This window comes from Chromobacterium paludis (assembly GCF_008275125.1).
In the GTDB taxonomy this organism is placed as follows: domain Bacteria; phylum Pseudomonadota; class Gammaproteobacteria; order Burkholderiales; family Chromobacteriaceae; genus Chromobacterium; species Chromobacterium paludis.
Genome location: NZ_CP043473.1, coordinates 2,299,178 through 2,320,597, shown reverse-complemented (window position 1 = coordinate 2,320,597; position 21,420 = coordinate 2,299,178). Strand labels below are relative to the sequence as shown.

The following is a 21,420-nucleotide window of genomic DNA, read 5'->3' as shown; positions in this document are numbered from 1 at the left end:
TTGCTAAGGTAAGGCCTTGCCGCGCAGGGGCCGCGCGATTCCAAGACGAACAACGTGAATAAATATCATCAGATCTATACCGATATCGTCGCCGATATCGACAACCGGCGTTACGCCCAGGGCGAGCGCATCCCATCCGAATCCGAATTGATGCACAGCTACGAAGCCAGCCGCGGCACCGTGCGCAAGGCCGTGGACATGCTGCAGGAACGCGGCTATGTGCAGAAGATTCATGGCAAGGGCGTGTTCGTGCTCAAGCCGGGCAATATCGAGTTCCAGCTCAGCGGCATTGTCAGCTTCCAGGAAATGAACGAGCGCATGGGGCGCAAGGTGGTATCGCGCGTGGCGGAACTGGCGCGCGCGCCGGCGGACGCCGCGCTGGCCCAGGCCACTGGCCTGGCGGAGGGCGGGGAAATCATCAGGATCAAGCGGGTGCGCAATATCGACGGCGAAAACGTGATCCTGGACGTCAACCATTTCGTCGCCGAGCTCATTCCCGGCCTGACCGAAGACATCGCCGCCGGCTCCATTTACCGCTACATCGAGCAGGATCTGGGCCTGACCATCAGCTACGCCCAGCGCATCATCGAGGCCCAGCCCTGCAGCGACGACGACCGCCGCTACCTGGACCTGAACGGCATGGACCACGTGATCGTGGTCAAGAACCTGACCCACCTTTACGACGGACGGCTGTTCGAATACACCGAGTCGCGGCATCGGCTGGACAAGTTTTATTTTACGGATATTGCGAGGCGGTAGCGTTTTCTTTCAGGGCGAGGGGAGGGTTTTGTAAGCGGACTTTGGGTATGAAAATGCCATAAGCATTTCTGGTGTTGACGTCCTCGTTGAGCCGACAGTTATGCGTCTCTGGGCTTCGTAAGGCAAATCCTAAGTTCTTCTATGCTCATGGCCGGCTGCGTTAGGTGAATGACTGCGTGACAGTTGGGGCATATGGGAATAAGGTCACGTACGGGATCAAGCTCGTACTCTCGGCGAATTTCCGAGAGCGGAACAATGTGATGGACATGGATGAAGTCCTTGCCGATAGCGCCGTATGCAGCTTCAAAGTTGAAGTCGCAGACGGCACACACGGCTCCATAGTGCTTGATACAAGCGGACCTCGCCTTGCTGTTGCGCTCATAAGCGTTGACGGCGATTGTCTTTGCTGCCCCCTCTACAAATTTTTCAGGGTTCTGGACTTCTTCTGGAATTGAAGTGTTGGTCCTGCCGTTAAAGGCGTACCAGTTGCCGCCAGCGCGGACAAGAGACTTGGCGGTCAATACGGGCTGGAAGCCTTTGATCTTTGAAGGACCGGATCCGTCCTCGTCTTTCAACTCATCGGAGAAGATCATCGGAAAGGTAAGTAATTTGTACCCCTCCTCTTCAACGAGACGAATGTGTTCCCGACTTTGCCGATAGGCCGGTTTTTTACGGCCCGCAGGGTTTGTGGCCCACGCTTCGCTAAAGATTAGCGATTTGGAGCCTTCAGTATATTTGTCCCATGCGCCGAAGATGATCGTCCGTTTCTCCACATTGATGAACGACCAACTCCACGTCCAATTGGCGCATGTAGCACCTTGCGATTGGATAAACGACTTACGGTTCATGGTGATTGTCATCTGAGACGTATAACTTGTAGTTAGTAACCGAAAACATCGAGTGAAAGCCGGTACTGTGGTGCATAAAAAATATACGGTCAATATTTTCATGTTGAAATCAACATGATGATGGCTGATGGAGCTTCTTGTTGGGGGGCTAAAATTGGACAAAACATACTACTGACCGAGGGGCGGTGTATTTGCCGGATGCACAGACGAGAAAATATCCGTCAGTCAGCCGGGGTTGGGGTAGCCCCACGTATCCTGAATATTGCCATGATGGCTACAACCCGGCGGAACGCCCGGCTTGGCCGGGCTTCCGCCCTACGGCAGACGGTGTTTCGTAGGGTGGATGCCCCGTAGGGGCGATCCACCGCGGGTGACAGAAAAGATTGAGTGAGACAGGCCCGGCGCGGAGAGATCCGCCCGGGCCTTTGTTTTACCGCTGTTGCGAAATGGCGGCAGTCGTTTTGACTTTTTGCAAACTCGTACAGACGAGTGTTGACCATCTCGTATGTACGAGTTAACTTGCCTCCAGTTGTGATGCGGACAATCACCACAAACAGGCGGATTTCCGGCATGGTGGCCGGATGCGAACCCACCGCCGCGACCAGGGACAGGGAGGGATGATGAGTCAAAACTATCAAGCGATCGCCGCGCAGATACTGCAAAACATCGGCGGCGCGGCCAATATCCGCCAGGCGGCGCACTGCCTCACCCGGCTGCGCATCTCTTTGCACGATGAGTCCAAGGTGAATGGAGACGCGCTGCGCCAGATGGCGCTGGTGAAGGGGCACTTCAGCAATGCCGGCGTGTTTCAGATCGTCATCGGCGCCGGCGACGTGGACCGCGTCTACGCCGAGATGGTGAAGCAGGGCAGCGTGGCGCGCGCCACTATCGCCGACGTCAAAGCCAGCGGCGACGCCAAGCAGAACCGGCTGCAGCAGCTGGTGAAGGTGTTCTCCGACGTGTTCATGCCGATCTTGCCGGCCATCGTCATCGCCGGCCTGCTGATGGGCGCCAATAATCTGCTGGGCGCCAAGGGCATGTTCATTGAGGGCAAGAGCCTGCTGGACGCCTACCCGGGCCTGTCCGGGCTGTGGGGCCTGATCAATATGATGGCCAACACGTCCTTTGTCTTCCTGCCGGCGCTGGTGGGCTGGTCCGCGGCCAAGCGCTTTGGCGGCAGCGAGATTCTGGGCATCGTGCTGGGCCTGCTGCTGGTGCATCCGGACCTGCTCAATGCCTGGAATTACGGCAAGGCGGCAGCCGGACTGGATGGCGCGTCGGTGTCTTACTTCGACCTGTTCGGCCTGCATATCGAAAAAGTGGGCTACCAGGGCCAGATCCTGCCCATCCTGGCCGCCGCCTGGGTGATGTGCCGCGTCGAGTTGTGGCTAAAGCCCAAGGTGCCCAACGCGGTGCAGCTCTTGGTGGTGCCCATCGTCACCATCGCCATCAGCGGCTTCCTGGCGCTGGCGGTGATCGGCCCATTGGCCCGCCACCTGGGCATCGCCGTCACCGACGCGCTGGTCTACGTGTTCAACCTGGCGCCGTGGCTGGGCGCGGCCTTGTTCGGCGCGTTGTACGCGCCGCTGGTGCTGACCGGCATGCACCATATGTTCATCGCGGTGGACCTGCAGCTGATCTCCAGCCAGGGCGGCACCTTCATCTGGCCGATGATCGCCTTGTCCAATATCGCCCAGGGCAGCGCCGCGCTGGCCATGTTCTGGCTGGCCCGGAGCGCCAACGACAAGAATATGGCGTCTACTTCCGCGATATCGGCCTTCTTCGGCATCACCGAGCCGGCGATGTTCGGCGTCAATCTGCGCCACAAGCTGCCGTTCTACGCGGCGCTGGCCGGCTCTTCCTGCGCGGCGGTGCTGATCAGCCTGGGCCACGTCAAGGCGTCGGCCATCGGCGTGGGCGGCTTGCCGGCCTTCATCTCCATCATTCCGCAGTACATCCCGCTGTTCCTGGCCGGCACGCTGGTGGCCTTGATTGTGCCGTTTGGCGTGACCTGGCTGCTGGCGCGGCGCCAGCGCGCTGTGGGCATGGCGCAGGAGGCCGCGCAAAATGGCTAAGGACATGAAGCGGGCGGTGGTTTACCAGATCTACCCCAAGAGTTTTTGCAGCCACCGCAACCAGGCCACGGGCGACCTCCTGGGCGTGGTGGACCGGCTGGATTATCTGACCTGGCTGGGCGTCGATTATGTATGGCTGACGCCGTTCTACCGCTCGCCGCAAAACGATAACGGCTACGATGTCAGCGACTATTACAGCATCGACCCGACCTACGGCAGCATGGAAGACTTCGAGCTGCTGTTGGCGGAGGCCAAGCGCCGCGGCATCGGCGTGATGCTGGACATCGTGGTCAACCACACCTCCACTGAACATGCCTGGTTCCAAGAGGCGCTGAAGGGCAGGGACAACCCCTATCGCGACTTCTACATCTGGCGCGACGCGCCGAACAACTGGCAGTCCAAGTTCGGCGGCAGCGCCTGGGAGAAAGACCCCGCCAGCGGCCAGTACTACCTGCATTTGTTCGACAAGACCCAGGCCGATCTGAACTGGGACAACCCGGCGCTGCGCCAGGCGGTGTTCGAGATGATGCGTTTCTGGCGCGACAAGGGCGTGGCCGGCTTCCGGCTGGACGTGATCAATCTGATCTCCAAAGACCCGGCCTTCTCCGAGGACGACAGCGACGGCCGCCATTTCTATACCGATGGCCCGCGCGTGCACGAATACTTGCAGCAGATGCACCGCGAAGTATTCGACGGCCATGACTTGCTGACGGTGGGCGAGATGTCGTCCACCTCGCTGGCGCATTGCATCGCCTACAGCCGCCCGGATAGGCGCGAGCTGAGCATGACCTTCAACTTCCACCATCTGAAGGTGGACTACCCGGACGGCGAGAAGTGGCGGGCGGGCGAGGTGGATTTCATCGCCCTCAAGCGCATCCTGTCCGACTGGCAAACCGGCATGCACGCCGGCGGCGGCTGGAACGCGCTGTTCTGGTGCAACCACGATCAGCCGCGCGCCTTGTCGCGCTTTGGCGACGACGGCCGCTACCGGACCGAGTCCGCCAAGATGCTGGCCACCGCGCTGCACGGCCTGCAGGGCACGCCCTATATCTACCAGGGCGAGGAGATTGCGATGGCCGACCCCGGCTTCGTCGGCATCGGCCAACTGCGCGATGTGGAAAGCCTGAACGCCTACCGCCAGTTGCTGGCGGAAGGCTATGCCGACGCCGAGGCGATGGCAGTGATCCGCCAGCGCTCGCGCGACAACGCCCGCACGCCCATGCAGTGGGACGACGGCCCGCATGCCGGCTTCAGCGCGGCCGAGCCGTGGATAGGCGTGGCGGCGGACGCGGATCGGGTCAATGTCGCCGCCGCCATCGGTGATAAAAACTCCGCCTTGCACCACTACCGGCGCTTGATCCGGCTGCGCAAGCAATACCGGGTGTTCGCCGATGGCGATTACCGCTGCCTGACGCCGGATCACCCCTACTTGTGGGCCTACACCCGCCGCTGCGACGATGAAATGCTGCTGGTCATCAGCCACTTCGGCGCCGACAACATCCATTACCAGCCGCAGCCGGACGCTGTGCCGGAAGGCTGGACCTTGGAGCTATTGTTGTCCAATTACCCGCCGCAGGCCCTTGGCCAGCTGAGGCCCTGGCATTCGCTGCTGTACCGGGCGACGCCGCCGGCCGCTGCCTAACGCTCACGCCTAGATTCGCCCCGCCATGCCAGCCGCCAGGCTAGCAGGGCGGAGCTTTGCCCGCGGAAAACGGGCGACATCACCCATTGGGACAAGGAGACGAAAATGAGGACAAAAACCATCAACTGGCTGTGCCTGCTATTGCCGCTGAGCGCCGGCCTGCCGGCCTGGGCTGACCCGGCGCCTGCCGCCGCGCGGGCCCCGCAGCTCAGCGCCGAGCAATTGAGCGGCGCGGTGAAGCAGGCGCTGGACGAGATGGGATTCCAGTTTGACGGCTATCTGCGCAGCGGCTTCTACGGCAGCGGCAATAACCTGCCCAAGGGCCAGTACCAACTGGGCGGGGACTTGCAGCACTACCGCCTGGGCAACGAGGGCGACACCTATATCGAGCTGGGCATAGGCAAGAAATGGATGCTGGGCAACGGCGTGAGCTGGGGCGCTTACGTAATGCCCACCATCTACAACGGCAAGACCAGCGCCTCGCAAGTCTACGGCTATATCAGCGGGCTGGAATTCGCGCCCAATCTGACGCTGTGGGCCGGCCAGCGTTACCACCGCATCCAGGACATCCACATCCTGGACAACTGGCTGATGCAGGACGGCGACAATTACGGCGCAGGGGTGGACGGCATCGCCGTCGGCCAGGCCAAGCTCAATCTGTCCGTCTCCTCGTCCGGCAGCTACGCCAACGACAACGCCACGCTAAACAACGCGCGCCGCGCCAACTTCCAGCTGGCCGGCATCGCGACTAATCCGGGCGGCAAGCTGACCTTGACTGGCGCGGCCGTCAGCGGCGATTTCGCCATCGGCAAGCCCGGCGCGGCGCTGGGCCTGTTGCACAATCAGAAGGACTTTCTGGCTCAGGGCATCAATAATTCCTTGTTCCTGCAAGCGTCTACCGGCCATGCCTCGCTGTCCGGCCAGTTCTACAATCTGGACAGCGGCGGCGCGGCGCAGGCCGGCGCGCGGCAGAGCCGCATCGCCGACGTGCTGGACTGGCAGCGTGGGCGCTTTGGAGGCCAGGCGGTGCTGGGCTGGCAGACGGTATCGCCGGACAACGCGGCCAAGTACCGCGACGCCTCCGTGGGCGGCCGGCTGTCCTACGGCGTGGCGGCCAACGTCAAGCTGTTGAGCGAAATCGGGCTGACCAGCCGCGACACCGACAATCAGCCCTCGCAGCGGCTGAACAAGGCGACGCTGGCGGTGGCTTTCGCGCCCAATACGGACTTCTGGACCCGGCCGGAACTGCGGGTGTACGCCAGCCATTACAACTGGAACCACGCGGCGGCCCAGGCCAATCTGACCACCTTCGCCGCCAATGGCCGCACCCACGCCAATACCTTCGGCGTGCAGCTGGAGGCCTGGTGGTAAGCCAGGCGTGATGCTCTGGTTCTGGATAAGCGGTGCCGCGGCGAGAGTCGCGGCACTTTGCTTTGGGGCGGCTGTCTGTACTGAATATCGCATGGATGGGGAGAGGGGCATGAGGCTGGTTTTGGCCGGCGGCGCGGCGGCCGGCATGCTGTGGGCCAGCTTGGCGTGGGCGGGCGGCCAGGCGGCTTCCGCGCCCGCGGCGGCCGTGGCCAAGGGCGTCATGCTGGAATGCCTGCCCTCAGGCGGTGCGGCCATCGGCTGGCATGACTGGATGGCCACGCAGCTGGCGTTGCGCGGGCTGCAGGAGAGCGGGCGGCCGGCTTGGCGGCTGTGTTTTGCCGAGAGTTTGGACCAGCAGTGGGTGGCGCAGCCGCCAGGCTGGCGTGATGACGGCTATTGGCGCGATCCACCTTATCGGCTGGAGAGCTGGCCGGCGCTGAGCCTGACCGTGCGCGGCGTGGATGGCGCGGTGTTCTGGTCCGGTAGGGAGCGGCTGGGCGGCGAGGGCAATGCGCGGGCGCGGCTGGAAGCGGCGGCCAGGCGTTTGCTGGATCGCCTGCCGCTGCCGTTGTAATGTAATTTTAATAAATGCTGAATTTCTTCTGTTTGGCCATTGCCGTTTTCCCGCATTGTGATGGCAGGCCCCTGCTGTACTATCAAAAGCCTCCGTTGACACGGCCTGCATAAGACAGGGCGGCGCGGGGGGACAAATCAGATCACTTTACAGCCTAATCCGAGTATGAGGCGCCCGCCTGGACAGCGGGCGTCTCGTCGTTTCAGCGCGGCCGCTTGCGGCCGCGCCGACCGGTGACGGCCATCATCACGGGATAGTAGACAATGAGTTTGATGCGCAAGAAGAGCGTGCAGGGCATGTTGGCCTCCGCTCAGACTTCGCGCGGGCTGCGAAAAGAGCTTTCCGCGTTTGACCTCACCATGCTGGGCATAGGCGCCATCATCGGCACCGGCATCTTCGTGCTGACCGGCACCGGCGCCACCATCGCCGGCCCCGGCCTGGTGCTCTCCTTCGTCATCAGCGCCTTCGCCTGCGGCTTCGCGGCGATGTGCTATGCCGAATTCGCCTCCATGCTGCCGATTTCCGGCTCCACATACACCTACGCTTACGCCACCCTGGGCGAGCTGGTCGCCTGGATCATAGGCTGGGACTTGCTGCTGGAATACCTGCTGGCCTCGTCCGCGGTGTCCGTGGGCTGGTCCGGCTACTTCCAGAGCCTGCTGGCCGGCTTCGGCGTGACGCTGCCGCAGGCGCTGACCGCCGCCGCCGGCTCGGTGCCGGGCAAGGACACCTTGTTTAACCTGCCGGCCTTCTGCATCGCCATGATCATCACCGCGCTGTTGGCCTTCGGCATCAAGGAATCCAAGCGCGTCAACAATATCGTGGTGCTGATCAAGGTGGCCGTGGTGTTGCTGTTCATCGCCATCGGCGTGTGGCACGTCAAGCCCGCCAACTGGCAGCCGGCGCTGCCCTTCGGCTTCTCCGGCGTGTTCCATGGCGCGGCCATCGTGTTCTTCAGCTTCATCGGCTTTGACGCCGTGACCTGCGCGGCCGAGGAGGTGAAGAACCCGGCCAAAGATATTCCGCGCGGCGTGATCTGGTCGCTGGCGGTGTGCTCCATCCTGTACGTGGTGGTGGCCGCCATCATGACCGGCATCGTGCCCTACCTGCAGTTCGCCGGCGTGGACCATCCGGTGTCGCTGGCCCTGCAAGTGGCCAAGCTGAACTGGTTCGCCGGCTTTGTGGACCTGGGCGCCATCCTGGGCATGATGACCGTGATCCTGGTGATGACTTACGGCCAGACTCGCATCCTGTTTGCGATGAGCCGCGACGGCCTGCTGCCCAAGATCTTCTCCGACGTGAACCCGAAATACGGCACGCCGTACAAGGCCACCTGGCTGATCGGCACCATCATCGCCCTGATCGCCGGCCTGGTGCCGCTGCACACGCTGGCCGAACTGGTGAACATCGGCACCCTGGCCGCCTTCACCCTGATCGCGTTGTCGGTGATCGTGCTCCGCAAGCGCGAACCGAACCTGCCGCGCAAGTTCGTCTGCCCGGCGGTGCCGCTGATTCCTGGCCTGGCCATCCTGTTCTGCGGCTTCCTGATGACCCAGCTGTCCTTGCTGACCTGGACCTGCTTCGCCATCTGGCTGGGCATCGGCCTGATGGTCTACTTCGGCTACTCGCGGCGCAATTCGCTGCTGCACAATCCGGCGTAAACCGGCGGATGGCATGCAAAAGGCGAGGCCCGTGGGCCTCGCCTTTTTTCATGCCTGGTGCAATGCTCAAGGGGCGGCGCTGGCCGTGGCAAGGGGCTGGGTCAGCGACCGCACCAGCTCGTCGGCCAAGGTTTCCGCGCTGGCCCTGAGGCCGGCATAGGCTTGACCGGTGTCCTTGCTCAGGGCTTCGTAGTCCTTGAACACGTAAGGAGAATCGTCCGGCACGCCGCTGGCCACGCGCATGAATTGCAGCGGCTGGGCGTCAGGATGGTCGCGGTCGAACACGGTGACCAGCACTTGGGCGCGCGGCTTGTACGGGTCGGTGGAGCTGGGCGCGAAATAGGCGCTGCCCAGCTTGTCCAGCACCACCAGTTTGTGGCTGCTCAGCTTGGCGGCGTCGACGTGGTATATGACCGCTTTGTCCGTGGTCTCGGCCTGCACCTCGTCGAAATTCGCCACTTCGATGCCTGCGGTTTTCAAATCCTGCGCCACCTTGTCGCGAAAGGCCTGCTGCAGCGACGGTTGCTCCGGGTGTGACTTGAGGTAGTTGTGATACGCCTCCTGCAGGCTGCTGCTTTGCGACTTCATCTTGGCGACGGCTGCCGCCACGTACAGCATGCCGATCAGCGTGTAGCCGGTGGTGTTGAAGCTGACTTGCGGCAGCGCATCGTCGGTTTGCCGATACAGCGAGACCTGTTTTTCGCCGACCAGCTGGCCACTGCCGATTTCCTGGGGCGTGACGGACTGTGCAAGGGTGGTTTGAGCCGCCAGCAGGCCTAAGGCGGCTATCCATAGCTTGCGTTTCATATTTCTCTTTCCAATCGAATGAAATTATTTTTTTGACATTAAATGCCAAATGATTTAGCTGGCTATTGTAATGCAAAGGGGAAGGCGTGGGAATGTGTCCGCATGAGGCCGTGAGCTGCGGCGGCAATCAATAAAATCAAATGTCTGGCATTTTTATCGCGGAGAGAGTCGTGGCAGCGGGGCGGGCATCAGAAAGCGTTGGCAGGGATTTTGATGGGGCGGCTGAAACCTTCATCGTGTTGCGGCGACGGCCATGGCGAGTGGGCGCGCAGAGTGATGGTGTCCTGCCTTCGCAGGGCGGCGGCCGCGGCTCGTTGCGCTTCCGCGGCGCGTTGAACCGCACCCAACGGCTTTGGCCCGATGACTGCCGGCCGTCAATCACGCGCAAGGCAAGCCCGCGCATCTGTCGTCCCCGCGTCGTGTAAACGAGTGTCCAGACCTGCTTGCCTTGCTCCAGGCAGGGCGGCAGGCATGTTGGTAAGGATCGGGGTGGATGTGGCTGAAGGCGCGAGGCGGCTGGCTCGGGTCCTCGATCAGGACAGCGCGAGCGGCCTGGGTTTGCGCAGCAAGATGGCGCAGACGGGGGGGGCAACAGCAGCCAAAAGCCGGAGGCCGGCATCAGCGCGACGCCGACGAGGGCGAGCGCTAGCCTGTTCGAGTCCAGCATTGCATGATGCACCATCAGGGGCGGGTGAGAATGATTAGCATGGCATATGGATAATTATGCGCGGACGAGTCTAGTTTGAAATGCGATTGCTGCGGCCTTCCTGCCGGCTGGGAAATAAAAAGCCGCTTGCGGAAGGGCAAGCGGCTGCGAGGCGAGCGGCGCGGCGCTTAGTCGGTGCGGAGCGCGATGAACAGCACGGCTTCGCCGCGCTTGACCAGCAGGGCGGCATGGCCGCCCGAGTTAGCCAGCGCTTTTTCGAAGGCGCTGATGCTGGTCACGTCATTCTGGTTCAGTCCCAGGATGATGTCGCCGGGCATCAGGCCGGAGCGGGAGGCCGGGCCTTGCGATTTCTGGATCAAGAGGCCGCCACGTATGCCCAGGTCGGCGCGCTGTTGCGGGGTCAGCTCGGACAGCGTCAGGCCCAGCTTGCCGAACTGATAGCCCTGCGGCGTGTTGTCGTTGGCAGGCTTGGCGCTGTTGTCGGCATCCGGCGCCTGTTCCATCAGGGTGGCTTCCATGGTTTTCTCGAAGCCCTTGCGCCACACCACCAGCTTGATCTTGGTGCCGGGGCCGAGCGAACCCACCAGCATGGGCAGGTCCTTGGAGCTGTCTATGGACTGGCTGTTCAGCTTCAGGATGATGTCGCCGGGTTGCAGGCCGGCCTTGGCCGCCGGACCTTTCGGGTCCACGCGCACCACCAGCGCGCCGGAAGGGCGCGGCAGGCCGAAGGACTGCGCCAGCTCCTGCGTCACTTCCTGAATGTTGATGCCAAGCTGGCCGCGGCTGACGCGGCCCTTGGTTTTCAGCTGGTCGGCCACTTGCATCGCCAGGTCGATGGGGATGGCGAAGGAGATGCCCATGAAACCGCCGGAGCGGCTGTAAATCTGCGAGTTGATGCCGACCACTTCGCCGCGCAGATTGAACAGCGGGCCGCCGGAGTTGCCGGGATTGATCGCCACATCGGTCTGGATGAAGGGCACCAGGGTTTCGTCGGGCAGGCTGCGGCCCTTGGCCGAGACGATGCCGGCGGTGACGGTGTTGTCGAAGCCGAACGGCGCGCCGATGGCGGCTACCCATTCGCCCACTTTCAGGTCGGCCGGGTTGCCTATCTTGGCCACCGGCAAGTCGGCTGCCGCCACTTTGAGCAGGGCGACGTCGCTGCGCTTGTCCAGGCCCACCAGCTTGGCGCGCAGTTCGCGCTTGTCGGTCAGCGTGACGCGGATCTGGCGGCCATCGGCCACCACGTGGGCATTGGTCAGGATGAAGCCGTCGCTGCTGATGATGAAGCCGGAGCCGTAGGACACGCTGTCTTCCGGCGCCTGGTCTTGCGGCGGCTGGTTGGGCATGAAGCGGCGGAAGAAGTCGTATAGCGGATCATCCTCCGGCACGGGCAACTGAGAGGCGCTGCTGGGCTGCGGCGAGGCGCTGTCGCGCGCGGCCTGGATGTTGACTACGGCAGGGCCGTCGCGGGTGACAAGCTGGGTGAAGTCGGGCAAAAGCATGGCGACGCGGCCATCCTGCTGAGCGGGAATGGCGACGGGGGCAGGCTGGCTGCTGCCTTTGACGAGCTGTTCAATCCGGTCGCAGCCACACAGCAGCGACGCCGCGAGCAGGGCGCCGGCCATGATGCGGAGACTGTTGGTCACGGGCGATCCTTCAATTATCTGATGCGGGAATGTAAGTGGGGGCGACTGCGCGTTTTTGCAATCCGCTTGTTATCTTCCTGCGCCCGGTTTCTCTCTCTCCTTCAATCATAACGGTTTTGCCGGATATTCGCAGAGGTCTGAGATGACGCAGCGCTGGCATTCCGGCTTGCGGGCCTTGCAGACGTAGCGCCCATGCAGGATCAGCCAGTGGTGGGCGTCCAGCTTGAACTCGGCCGGCACGAACTTGAGCAGCTTGTCCTCCACCTCGCGCACGTCCTTGCCCGGGGCGATGCGGGTGCGGTTGGAGACGCGGAAGATGTGGGTGTCCACCGCGATGGTGGGCTGGCCGAAGGCGGTGTTCAGCACCACGTTGGCGGTTTTGCGGCCCACGCCAGGCAGCGCTTCCAGCGCCTCGCGCGTTTGCGGCACCTCGCCGCCGTGCTTTTCCAGCAGCAGGCGGCAGGTGGCGATCACATTCTTGGCCTTGGTCTTGTACAGGCCTATGGTCTTGATGAAGTCGGCCAGGCCTTCCTCGCCCAGCGACAGCATGGCGGCCGGCGTGTTGGCCACCGGGTAGAGCCGGCGCGTGGCCTTGTTGACGCCGACGTCGGTGGCCTGGGCGGACAGCAGCACGGCGATCAGCAATTCGAACGGCGTGGCGTATTCCAGCTCGGTGGTGGGGTGAGGATTGGCTTCGCGCAGGCGGCGGAAAATCTCCAGTCGTTTGGCGGCGTTCACTCTTTATCCTTGTCGGCTTCCTGCTGGGCGGCTTTCATCGCGGCGGCGCGTTCCATGGCGGCGCGGATCACCGCCATTTTGTCTGAAGAGGCGGTGGCCGCCACAGGGGCTTGCTGCTTGGCGCGTTCCATGGCCTTGCGTATCAGCTCGTTCTTGTCCACGGCCGCGGCCGACGGCGTTTCCGCCACGGCAGGCGCCGCGGCCGGGGCAGGCTTGGGCGGCACGGCGGCGCGCTCGGCCAGCCGTTTCGCCTTGTCCGCCGCGTCGCGCGCCTTGCGCGCCTGGTGGGCGTCGTAACGCTTGCGCGCCTGCGCCGCGCGCGCCATCACCCGTTCGCGTTTGCCGTCGTCCGGGTCGGCGACCGGGATCAGGTCGATGCAGTCGACGGGACAGGGCGCCAAGCACAGCTCGCAGCCGGTGCATTCGTCGGCGATCACGGTGTGCATCTGCTTGGCCGCGCCGACGATGGCGTCCACTGGACAGGCCTGTATGCACAGGGTGCAGCCTATGCAGCTGTCTTCGCGTATCACGGCCAGCGCGCGCGGCTTGGGCTGCGGCCCGGCCGGATCGAACGGGACGACAGGCTGATGCAGCAGCGCTGCCAGCGCCCGCACGCCGTCCTCGCCGCCTGGCGGGCAGCGGTTGATCGGGTCGCGGCCTTCCGCCAGCGCCTCGGCGTACGGGCGGCAGCCTTTGTGGCCGCATTGCCCGCATTGGGTCTGCGGCAGGAGGGCGTCGATCCGTTCGACGAGGGAGATGGCGGCCATGCTGTCGAATTCCACTTGAAAAACCGCTAATTATCGTCGTTAGCCGCTTTGGCTTCAATACTTGATCCGGTGCGGCTGCGCGCCACCGTCATGATCTGGCCGTTTGGGCGTCCCCCAGGCGAGCGTCCAGGCTTTCCAGCAGGATGCGGCGCAGTTGCTCCGCGGGTGGGGGCAGCGGCGTCTGTGCCCTTTGCAAGGCGAGGTCCAGCCCCGGCAGGGGCGGCAGGCCGCCCTCGCCAGGCGCCAACGGGCGCAAGTCGGGCGGCAATCCCAGGCCGGTGCGCGCGCTGATGCCCAGGCCGGCGCGCACGGCGGACCACAGTCCAGCCAGGCTGCCGCCGCTGACGGCGATGCGCCAGGGCTGGCCGGCCTGGTCCAGCGCGTCGCAAGCCAGTCGCCTCACCAGGCAGGGCGAATCGAACAGCACCAAGGGCAAGGACTGCCCATGCGGCAGCAACGGCTGGCCGACAGCGGCTATCCAGCGCAGCGGGATGCGTCCCAGTTGGTCTTGATGGGACCAGGGCGAGCCGTCGCTCCATAGCAGGGCCAGGTCCAACTGGCCCGCCAGCAACGCCTGCCTCAAGTCCAGGCTGCGGCCCACGCGCACTTCCACATGCACCTCCGGGCAGGCGCGGGCGAAGCGGCCCAGCGCCTGCGGCAGCATGCCCTCGCCGAAGTCCTCGGCCAGACCCAGCCGCACGCTGCCGGCCAGCGCCGCGCCGCGCACGGCCTGCACCGCCTCGTCATTCAGTTCCAGCAGTCGCCGCGCGTAGGACAACAGGATTTCGCCGGCCGGCGTGGGCGCCAGGCCGCGGCCGTCCTTTTGCAGAATGGGCGCGCCGGCCTGTTCCTCCAGCTTCTTCAGCTGGGCGCTGACGGCGGAGGTGGAGCGGTGCAGGCGCTCGGCGGCGCGGGCGTAGCTGCCCAGCTCCACGCCGCTGGCGAAGCTGTGCAGCGCATCGAGGTCGAATAGGGGCTTGCGCATGATTATAATCCTGAAATTTGGGATGGTTTGTAAAAATATATGCGATTTTTAGCATGAATGGCCAGGTATACAGTGAGCGCACGTCTTCCCCACGCAGGAGCCTAGCCATGTTTTCCCCTTCTCATGCCTTGCCCCGCCTCGCGCCCAAGCTGGATCAGCTGACGCGCGAGGTCTTGTTCGGCGACGTCTGGCAGCGCGGCGCGCTGTCGCCGCGCGAGCGCAGCCTGATCACCATCGCCGCCGTGCTGGGCCAGTCCCGCCCGCATGCCCTGGATTTCCATTTGCGGCGCGGGCTGGACAACGGTTTGAGCGCCGAAGCGCTGGCCGAGCTGTTGACCCATCTGGCCTTTTATGTTGGCTGGCCGTCCGCCACTGTCGCGTTGGAACAATTGGATGCGGTCCTGGCCGATCAGGCTAAATAAGGAAAACACCATGCCCTATGTCCGCATTGACGTGCTTAAAGGCAAGTCGCCGCAGTATTTGCGCGCCCTGGCCGACAGCGTCCATCAAGCCATGGTGGAATGCTTTGCCGTGCCGCCGGCCGATCGCTTTCAATTGATCCACCAGCATGAGCCGGGCGAGATGATTTTCGACCGCGATTACGCCGATGGCCCGCGTTCCGATGATTTCGCGCTGGTGGCGATTCAGACCGGCAAACCGCGCGCGGCCGAAACCAAGGCGGCGTTGTATGCCCGCATGGCGGAGCGGCTGAGCGCTTCACCGGGCTTGTCGCCGGCCGACCTGATGGTGGTGATCTCCGACGGCGAGATGGACAACTGGTCGTTCAGCCATGGCCGCATGGCGTCCACGCTGAGCGCGGAGGAATTGCAACGATGCTGAGCATGCAATACCGCGTCGCGCTGCCGGCGGACTACCCGATGGACATCATCGAACGCCGCATCGCCGACAAAGGCCATCTGACCGACGGCATGCCGGGCCTGGCGTTCAAGGCATATTTATACAGCCTGAAGCTGGAGGACGGGGCCAATGCCTACGCGCCATTCTATCTGTGGCGGACGGCGGAGGGCATGCGCGATTTCCTGTCCGGCCCAGGCTTCGCCGCGCTGAGCGAGTCGTTTGGCCGCCCGGCGGTGCGGAGCGCCGTGGCCTGGTTCGGCGAGTGGAGGCAAGAGGCGGCCGAGGCTCGCCATGCCGAGATTGAATGCCTGCCCCTGGCGGAAGGGGAGGCGCTGGAGACGCGCCGCGCGGCGGAAGCCGCCTGGGGCCGCGAGCGCTTGGCCGACGGGAACGTGTTGGCCGCCGTGGTGGCTTTTGATCCCGGCACGTGGGTGCTGACGCGCGTTTTGCTGCTGCGCCGGCCGGCCGCTGACGATGGCCGGCGCCCGCGCTACCGGGTGGGCCGGGTGTCCATGGGGGGATAGTTGTCTACTTTGCATGACTTTGTTTTTATTGTGATTTTATTTTTTGTCATGCGCATAAGGCGGCCGGCGCCGCTTGGTAGGCGCGAGGGGGAGGCTATGGTAAAACTACTGTGTTTTGCCATGGAGCCGCGCCATGAAAATCGCGCATAAAGCCGGTCTGATTTCCGCCCTGGTGCTGGCCGCCACCTTGTCCACCCTGTCCTGGTTGCAGTATCTGAGCGTGGCCGACAGCGTGCGCTCCGGCAAGGAGCAGGAGATCGCGCAGAGCAGCGAGGTGTTGTCGGAGCAGATCGCCAACTGGCTGAACGGCAAGCTGGGGCAGATTCAGCTGATGTCGGAAATGATAGACGCCGGCTTCAGCCCGGAGCGGATTCAAGAGGTGTTCCTGCTGCCCTCGCTGAAAAGCGGCTTCAAGCTGATCTTCGGCGGGCTGGAAACCGACGGCAAGAAGATTTCCAATGACTCCTCTTGGAACCCGCCGCCGGACTGGGACGCGCGCAAGCGTCCCTGGTACCCGCTGGCCAAGGCCGCGTCCGGCGCCACACTGACCGAGCCTTACGCAGACTCCGCCACCGGCGAGATCCTGATCTCCGTGGTGGCCAAGATGACGGACAAGGGCGTGTTCAAAGGCGCCTTCGGCGGCGACCTCAGCCTGAAAACCGTATCGGAGGCATTGAATACCGCCACTTTCAACGGCGCGGGCTACGCCTTCCTGCTGACTTCGGACGGCAAGATCATCAGCCATCCCGACGCCAAGCTGAACGGCAAGAGCGTCGCCGAATTGTTCGGCGGCACCGCGCCGGCGCTGAACGACCAGGTGCAGGAGATCGAGGCCAACGGCCGGCGGCTGATGGTGGTGTTCCATCCCTTGGGCTCGCTGCAGCAGGCCAAGTGGCTGGTGGGCGTGGTGCTGGACGAGGACAAGGTGATGGCGTCCGCCCGGCAGATAGGCTGGCGCGGCTTCTGGGGCGCGGTGATAGGCGTGGTGCTGAGCATGGTCATCCTCAGCACGCTGATGCAGCAGATACTGCGGCGGCCGCTGCAGCAGCTCAAGCACTCCTTGACCGAGCTGAACAGCGGCAACGGCGATCTGACCCGCCGCATTGACGAATCGTCCAAGGACGAGTTCGGCGAAGTGGCGCGCGAATTGAACCGCTTCATCGCCTATCTGCAGCAATTGATCGGCGATATCCGGCAGATTTCGCTGCGCGTGCATCAAGGCACCGAGCAAAGCGCCAACGAGGCCAGGCTGAGCAACGATGAAGCCAGCCAGCTGCGGCAGGAACTGGAGCAATTGGTGGCCTCCATCGGCCAGATGGCGGAGGCAGCCGGCGAGATGACATCCAATGCCGGGGCGGTGGCGGCGGCCGCGCGCCAGGCGCACGAGGAAACCGGCAGCCGGGTGGCGCTGGTGAGCCAGTCCGGCCAGACCATACGCCGGCTGGCCGATACCCTGGATGAGACTTCGCATTCGATGAACGAGCTGGCCGAGTTCAGCAAGAACATCGAGTCCATTGTCCGGGTGATCACCGGCGTGGCGGAGCAGACCAATCTGCTGGCGCTGAATGCCGCCATCGAGGCGGCCCGCGCCGGCGAAATGGGCCGCGGCTTCGCCGTGGTGGCGGACGAGGTGCGCAAGCTGGCCTCGCAGACCCAGCAGGCCACCCAGGAAATCCGCGGCATGATAGATCAGTTGCAGCGCGGGGTGTCCGCCGCGCGGCAGAAGATGGACGAGAGCCGCGAATGCGCCAGCGGCACGGTGAAGGACGCCGAGCAGATCAGCGAGATGCTGGTGCGCATTCAGGATGTGATTTCCGACATCAATGCCCGCAATGGCGATATCGCCGACGCGGTGGGGCGTCAAAGCCAGATGACGCGTGAAATCAACGACAGCGCCGGCAATATCCGCCATATCGGCCAGCGCGTCAGCGACGCGGCCCAGGTGCAGCTGCAGCACTGCAGCGACACCGCCGCCGACGTGGCCGAGCAGGATAAGATGATCGCGCGCTTCAGGCTGGAGTGAGCAGCCGGCAGGCGGACGGCGGAACGCCCACGGGCTTCCGCCTTACCGTTTGCGCGCCAGCATGGTCATCAGGAATCCCCTGCCGAACAGCGGCCCGTCTGCCGGCAGCTCGCGCATGGGGGCGATGGTTTCGATTTCCAGCCACGGCGACCATAGCTCGCGCAAGCGCGGCTCGTCGTATCCCAGGCCGCCGCCGAGGCTGTTGCGCTCGTATACCTCGGCGTCGCTGAAGCCGCCGCCGCCTTCCGGCGAGAAGCACACCAGGCCGAAGCCGCCGCCGGGTTTCAGCATGCGGGCGACGCGTTCCATATATTGATGGCGGCGGTGCGGCGCCAGATGGTGGAAGCAGCCGCCGTCATAAACCAGGTCGGCGGCGGCCTCGTCGAAGGGACACTCAAATACCGAGGCCTGGCACACTTCCACGGAAAGCCCGCTGGCGGCGACGCGTTCGCGCGCCCAGGCGACGGCGCTGTCGGAAAAATCGACGGCCTGCACGCGAAAGCCCCGGCTGGCCAAGAACAGCGCGTTGCGGCCATGGCCGCAGCCCAAATCCAGGGCGAGTCCCGGCGCGATGCGGCCGGCATCTATCCAGCCGGCGAGGTTTTCATCCGGCGCCTCGACAAAGAAAGGGCAGGGGCGTTGCCTGTCGGCGTAGAACGCCGGCCATTTGGCTTGGCTGCCGGCCAGGCGAGCGTCCAGCGCGGCCAGCTCGGTTTCCGGCAGGCCGGAGAAGTTCAGATGCGGCGATGACATTGCGGTTGGGCCTTGTCGGTGCAAAGATGCCTTGGAGTCTAAGATTTTATCGCTAAAAAATTCAAAGGTCATAAAAATGGACCCTGGCGGCGAGTCGTTTTATCCTGATGAAAATCGGGAGGCGCATGGATATCACATTGCATCCGCCGCGGGCGGCAGACGCCGCGGCGCTGTTGGATTTCGAGCTGGCGAACCGCGCTTATTTCGAGCGCTGGATCAATGCCCGGCCGGACGGCTATTACCAGCTGGACGCGGTGCGCGAGGCGATAGACGCCGCCGGCCGTGAGGCGGTGGCGGATCAGGGTTATCAATACCTGATCTGGCATGAGGGCCGCATCGCCGGCCGCATCAATCTGCACGGCGTGGAGCGCCGGTATTTCCATAAGGCGGAATTGGGCTATCGGGTGGGCGAGGCGGATGCCGGCCAAGGCATCGCCAGCCGGGCGCTGGCGGCGCTGCGCGACAAGGCGTTTGGCGAGCTGAAGCTGGCCAGGCTGGAGGCCGCAGTGCGGGCGGCCAATGCCGGCTCGCTGAAGGTGCTGGAGCGCAATGGTTTCAGCGTGTTCGGCAAGGCGGAGCGCAGCATGCTGCTGCATGGCGAGTGGCACGACCTGTGGCATATGGCGTGCCGCTCGCCGTCTTTCCCGCTGAAATAAAAAAGGCCGTCGCGCGGGCGACGGCCGTCAAGGTCTACAAGGGGATTACAGGGGCTGTTGCAGCTGCTGCAGGATTTGCGGGTTTTCCAGCGTGGACACGTCCTGGGTGATCTCCTCGCCCTTGGCGATGGAGCGCAGCAGGCGGCGCATGATCTTGCCGGAGCGGGTCTTGGGCAGGTTCTCGCCGAAGCGGATATCGTCTGGCTGCGCGATCTTGCCGATCTCGTGCGCCACCCAGTTCTTCAACTCCGCCGCCACGGTCTTGGCGGCGTCGCCTTGCGGCCGCGCGCCCTTCAGCACCACGAAGGCCACCACGGCCTCGCCCTTGACGTCGTGCGGCTTGCCCACCACGGCGGCCTCGGCCACCAGCGGATTGGCCACCAGGGCCGATTCGATCTCCATGGTGCCCAGGCGGTGGCCGGACACGTTCAGCACGTCGTCGATGCGGCCCATGATCCAGAAATAGCCGTTCTCGTCGCGGTTGGCCGAATCGCCGGCCAGGTAGTACTGGCCGTTGAACTCGTCCGGGAAATAGGTTTTCTTGAAGCGGTCCGGGTCGTTCCAGATGGTGCGCACCAGGGACGGGAACGGTTTCTTGATAACCAGGAAGCCGCCGCGGCCTGGTTCGACCTGCGCGCCGGATTCATCGACGATGTCGGCGATCACGCCCGGCAGCGGCAAGGTGCACGAGCCCGGCTTGGTGGCGACGGCGCCCGGCAGCGGCGCGATCATCGCCGAGCCGGTTTCAGTCTGCCACCAAGTGTCCACGATGGGGCAGCGGCCGCCGCCCACCGTTTCGTAATACCAGATCCACGCTTCCGGGTTGATCGGTTCGCCCACCGTGCCCAGCACGCGCAGGGACGACAGGTCGAACTGCTTGGGCAGGTCGGCGCCCAGCTTGATCAGCGAGCGGATGGCGGTCGGCGCGGTGTAGAAGATGGAAACCTTGTGCTTTTCAATCATGCGCCAGAAGCGGCCGGCGTCCGGGTAGGTGGGCACGCCCTCGAAGATCACCTGGGTGGCGCCATTGGCCAGCGGGCCGTAGCAGACATAGCTGTGGCCGGTGATCCAGCCCACGTCGGCGGTGCACCAGAAGACGTCGTTGGGCTTGTAGTCGAACACCCAGCGGAAGCTGTTGATCGCGCCCAAGAGATAGCCGGCGGTGCTGTGCTGGATGCCCTTGGGCTTGCCGGTGGAGCCGGAGGTGTAGAGGATGAACAGCGGGTCCTCGGCGTTCATCCATTCCGGCTCGCAGGCCTCGCTCTGGCCTTCGACCAGCTTGTGCCACCACACGTCGCGGCCGTCGGTCCAGTCGGCGCCGCCATTGGTGCGCTGATACACCACCACGTGCTGGATGGACTCCGCGCCTTCCAGCGCCAGCGCCTCGTCTACGGTGGCCTTCAGCGGCACGCTCTTGCCGCCGCGCACGCTTTCGTTGGCGGTGATCACCACGGTGGCGCCGGCGTCCTGGATGCGGTCGCGCACCGCGCCGGCGGAGAAGCCGCCGAACACCACGGAGTGGATGGCGCCGATGCGGGCGCAGGCCTGCATCGCCACCACGGCTTCTATGCCCATGGGCATATACACCACCACGCGGTCGCCCTTGGCCACGCCCAGGCTCTTCAGGCCATTGGCGAACTGGCAGACGCGGCGGTGCAGCTCGGCGTAGGTGACGCGGGTGACCTCGCCGTCGTCGGCTTCGAAGATGATGGCGATCTTGTTGGCGTTGGCGGCCAGATGGCGGTCCAGGCAGTTGTAGGACGCGTTCAGCACGCCGTCGTCGAACCACTTGAAGAACGGCGCCTGGCTGTCGTCCAGCACGCGGGAGAACGGCTTCTTCCACGTGATCAGTTCGCGCGCCAGATCCCCCCAGAACGACAAGTAATGATCGTCGGCCTGTTCGCACAAGGCGTTGTAGGCCTCCATGCCGCTGATCGCCGCCTTGCGGCGGAACTCGTCCGACGGGGCGAAGCTGCGGGTTTCCTTGAGGATGGAATCTAGCGTCGACATGTGTTTCTCCAAAGTCTTTGATGTTGTCGCCGCGCGTCGTCAGGCGCGCGGCGTGT

General features: G+C 64.0%; 19 protein-coding genes. 11 read left to right on the top strand and 8 right to left on the bottom strand.

Annotation, left to right across the window (positions count from 1 at the left end):
• The first annotated feature begins 54 nt into the window (after nucleotides 1-54).
• Nucleotides 55-759 carry a trehalose operon repressor gene (treR, locus tag FYK34_RS10735; RefSeq protein WP_149296355.1) on the top strand — a complete coding sequence of 235 codons (705 nt, stop codon included), beginning with the start codon at nucleotides 55-57 and terminating at the stop codon, nucleotides 757-759.
• A 98-nt stretch (nucleotides 760-857) separates the two neighbouring features.
• On the opposite strand, the gene FYK34_RS10730 is transcribed toward treR, so the two are convergent.
• The gene (locus FYK34_RS10730; protein WP_149296354.1) at nucleotides 858-1,607 is read right to left on the bottom strand and encodes an HNH endonuclease; all 750 of its coding nucleotides are present in this window, start codon (nucleotides 1,605-1,607) and stop codon (nucleotides 858-860) included.
• Nucleotides 1,608-2,227: 620 nt separating this feature from the next.
• On the opposite strand from FYK34_RS10730, the gene treP reads away from it, so the two are divergent.
• The 5 genes from treP to FYK34_RS10705 all read left to right on the top strand — a co-directional run bounded on the left by treP (nucleotide 2,228) and on the right by FYK34_RS10705 (nucleotide 8,930).
• Complete coding sequence (treP, locus tag FYK34_RS10725; protein ID WP_149296353.1) at nucleotides 2,228-3,682, top strand: PTS system trehalose-specific EIIBC component; 1,455 nt, start codon at nucleotides 2,228-2,230, stop codon at nucleotides 3,680-3,682.
• A complete protein-coding gene (gene treC, locus FYK34_RS10720; protein WP_149296352.1) occupies nucleotides 3,675-5,324 on the top strand; it encodes an alpha,alpha-phosphotrehalase in 1,650 nt (549 codons plus the stop codon). The genes treP and treC overlap by 8 nt, the downstream gene beginning before the upstream one ends.
• 105 nt (nucleotides 5,325-5,429) lie before the next feature.
• Nucleotides 5,430-6,695: a carbohydrate porin gene (locus FYK34_RS10715; RefSeq protein ID WP_149296351.1), complete on the top strand. Its 1,266-nt coding sequence runs from the start codon at nucleotides 5,430-5,432 to the stop codon at nucleotides 6,693-6,695.
• 109 nt (nucleotides 6,696-6,804) lie between these two features.
• A complete protein-coding gene (locus FYK34_RS10710) occupies nucleotides 6,805-7,269 on the top strand; it encodes a hypothetical protein (RefSeq protein ID WP_149296350.1) in 465 nt (154 codons plus the stop codon).
• Between the two features lie 263 nt (nucleotides 7,270-7,532).
• Nucleotides 7,533-8,930: an amino acid permease gene (locus FYK34_RS10705; protein ID WP_149296349.1), complete on the top strand. Its 1,398-nt coding sequence runs from the start codon at nucleotides 7,533-7,535 to the stop codon at nucleotides 8,928-8,930.
• Between the two features lie 66 nt (nucleotides 8,931-8,996).
• Here the strand turns inward: FYK34_RS10705 and FYK34_RS10700 are convergent, their stop codons facing one another.
• The 5 genes from FYK34_RS10700 to FYK34_RS10680 all read right to left on the bottom strand — a co-directional run bounded on the left by FYK34_RS10700 (nucleotide 8,997) and on the right by FYK34_RS10680 (nucleotide 14,540).
• Entirely contained in the window at nucleotides 8,997-9,737 is a 741-nt protein-coding gene (locus FYK34_RS10700) for an iron-containing alcohol dehydrogenase (protein ID WP_149296348.1), read from the bottom strand.
• An 834-nt stretch (nucleotides 9,738-10,571) separates the two neighbouring features.
• Complete coding sequence (locus FYK34_RS10695) at nucleotides 10,572-12,029, bottom strand: DegQ family serine endoprotease (RefSeq protein ID WP_149299913.1); 1,458 nt, start codon at nucleotides 12,027-12,029, stop codon at nucleotides 10,572-10,574.
• 126 nt (nucleotides 12,030-12,155) lie between these two features.
• On the bottom strand, nucleotides 12,156-12,788 hold the full coding sequence (gene nth, locus FYK34_RS10690; RefSeq protein WP_149296347.1) for an endonuclease III: 633 nt from the start codon (nucleotides 12,786-12,788) through the stop codon (nucleotides 12,156-12,158).
• Nucleotides 12,785-13,555: an electron transport complex subunit RsxB gene (gene rsxB, locus FYK34_RS10685; protein WP_149296346.1), complete on the bottom strand. Its 771-nt coding sequence runs from the start codon at nucleotides 13,553-13,555 to the stop codon at nucleotides 12,785-12,787. The genes nth and rsxB overlap by 4 nt, the downstream gene beginning before the upstream one ends.
• A gap of 88 nt (nucleotides 13,556-13,643) precedes the next feature.
• Nucleotides 13,644-14,540, bottom strand: a complete 897-nt coding sequence (locus tag FYK34_RS10680) for a LysR substrate-binding domain-containing protein (protein ID WP_149296345.1) — start codon at nucleotides 14,538-14,540, stop codon at nucleotides 13,644-13,646.
• Between the two features lie 107 nt (nucleotides 14,541-14,647).
• On the opposite strand from FYK34_RS10680, the gene FYK34_RS10675 reads away from it, so the two are divergent.
• The 4 genes from FYK34_RS10675 to FYK34_RS10660 all read left to right on the top strand — a co-directional run bounded on the left by FYK34_RS10675 (nucleotide 14,648) and on the right by FYK34_RS10660 (nucleotide 17,945).
• Nucleotides 14,648-14,962 carry a carboxymuconolactone decarboxylase family protein gene (locus tag FYK34_RS10675; RefSeq protein WP_149296344.1) on the top strand — a complete coding sequence of 105 codons (315 nt, stop codon included), beginning with the start codon at nucleotides 14,648-14,650 and terminating at the stop codon, nucleotides 14,960-14,962.
• 10 nt (nucleotides 14,963-14,972) lie between these two features.
• Nucleotides 14,973-15,380, top strand: a complete 408-nt coding sequence (locus tag FYK34_RS10670) for a tautomerase family protein (protein WP_149296343.1) — start codon at nucleotides 14,973-14,975, stop codon at nucleotides 15,378-15,380.
• Nucleotides 15,374-15,922, top strand: a complete 549-nt coding sequence (locus FYK34_RS10665; protein WP_149296342.1) for a DUF4865 family protein — start codon at nucleotides 15,374-15,376, stop codon at nucleotides 15,920-15,922. Before FYK34_RS10670 ends, FYK34_RS10665 begins: the two co-directional genes overlap by 7 nt.
• 133 nt (nucleotides 15,923-16,055) lie before the next feature.
• Complete coding sequence (locus tag FYK34_RS10660) at nucleotides 16,056-17,945, top strand: methyl-accepting chemotaxis protein (RefSeq protein WP_149296341.1); 1,890 nt, start codon at nucleotides 16,056-16,058, stop codon at nucleotides 17,943-17,945.
• A 42-nt stretch (nucleotides 17,946-17,987) separates the two neighbouring features.
• On the opposite strand, the gene FYK34_RS10655 is transcribed toward FYK34_RS10660, so the two are convergent.
• Entirely contained in the window at nucleotides 17,988-18,698 is a 711-nt protein-coding gene (locus FYK34_RS10655) for a class I SAM-dependent methyltransferase (RefSeq protein ID WP_149296340.1), read from the bottom strand.
• Nucleotides 18,699-18,823: 125 nt separating this feature from the next.
• Here FYK34_RS10655 and FYK34_RS10650 point away from each other — a divergent pair, with 125 nt between their 5' ends.
• On the top strand, nucleotides 18,824-19,354 hold the full coding sequence (locus FYK34_RS10650; protein WP_149296339.1) for a GNAT family N-acetyltransferase: 531 nt from the start codon (nucleotides 18,824-18,826) through the stop codon (nucleotides 19,352-19,354).
• A 45-nt stretch (nucleotides 19,355-19,399) separates the two neighbouring features.
• On the opposite strand, the gene acs is transcribed toward FYK34_RS10650, so the two are convergent.
• On the bottom strand, nucleotides 19,400-21,364 hold the full coding sequence (acs, locus tag FYK34_RS10645; protein WP_149296338.1) for an acetate--CoA ligase: 1,965 nt from the start codon (nucleotides 21,362-21,364) through the stop codon (nucleotides 19,400-19,402).
• Nucleotides 21,365-21,420 lie beyond the last annotated feature (56 nt).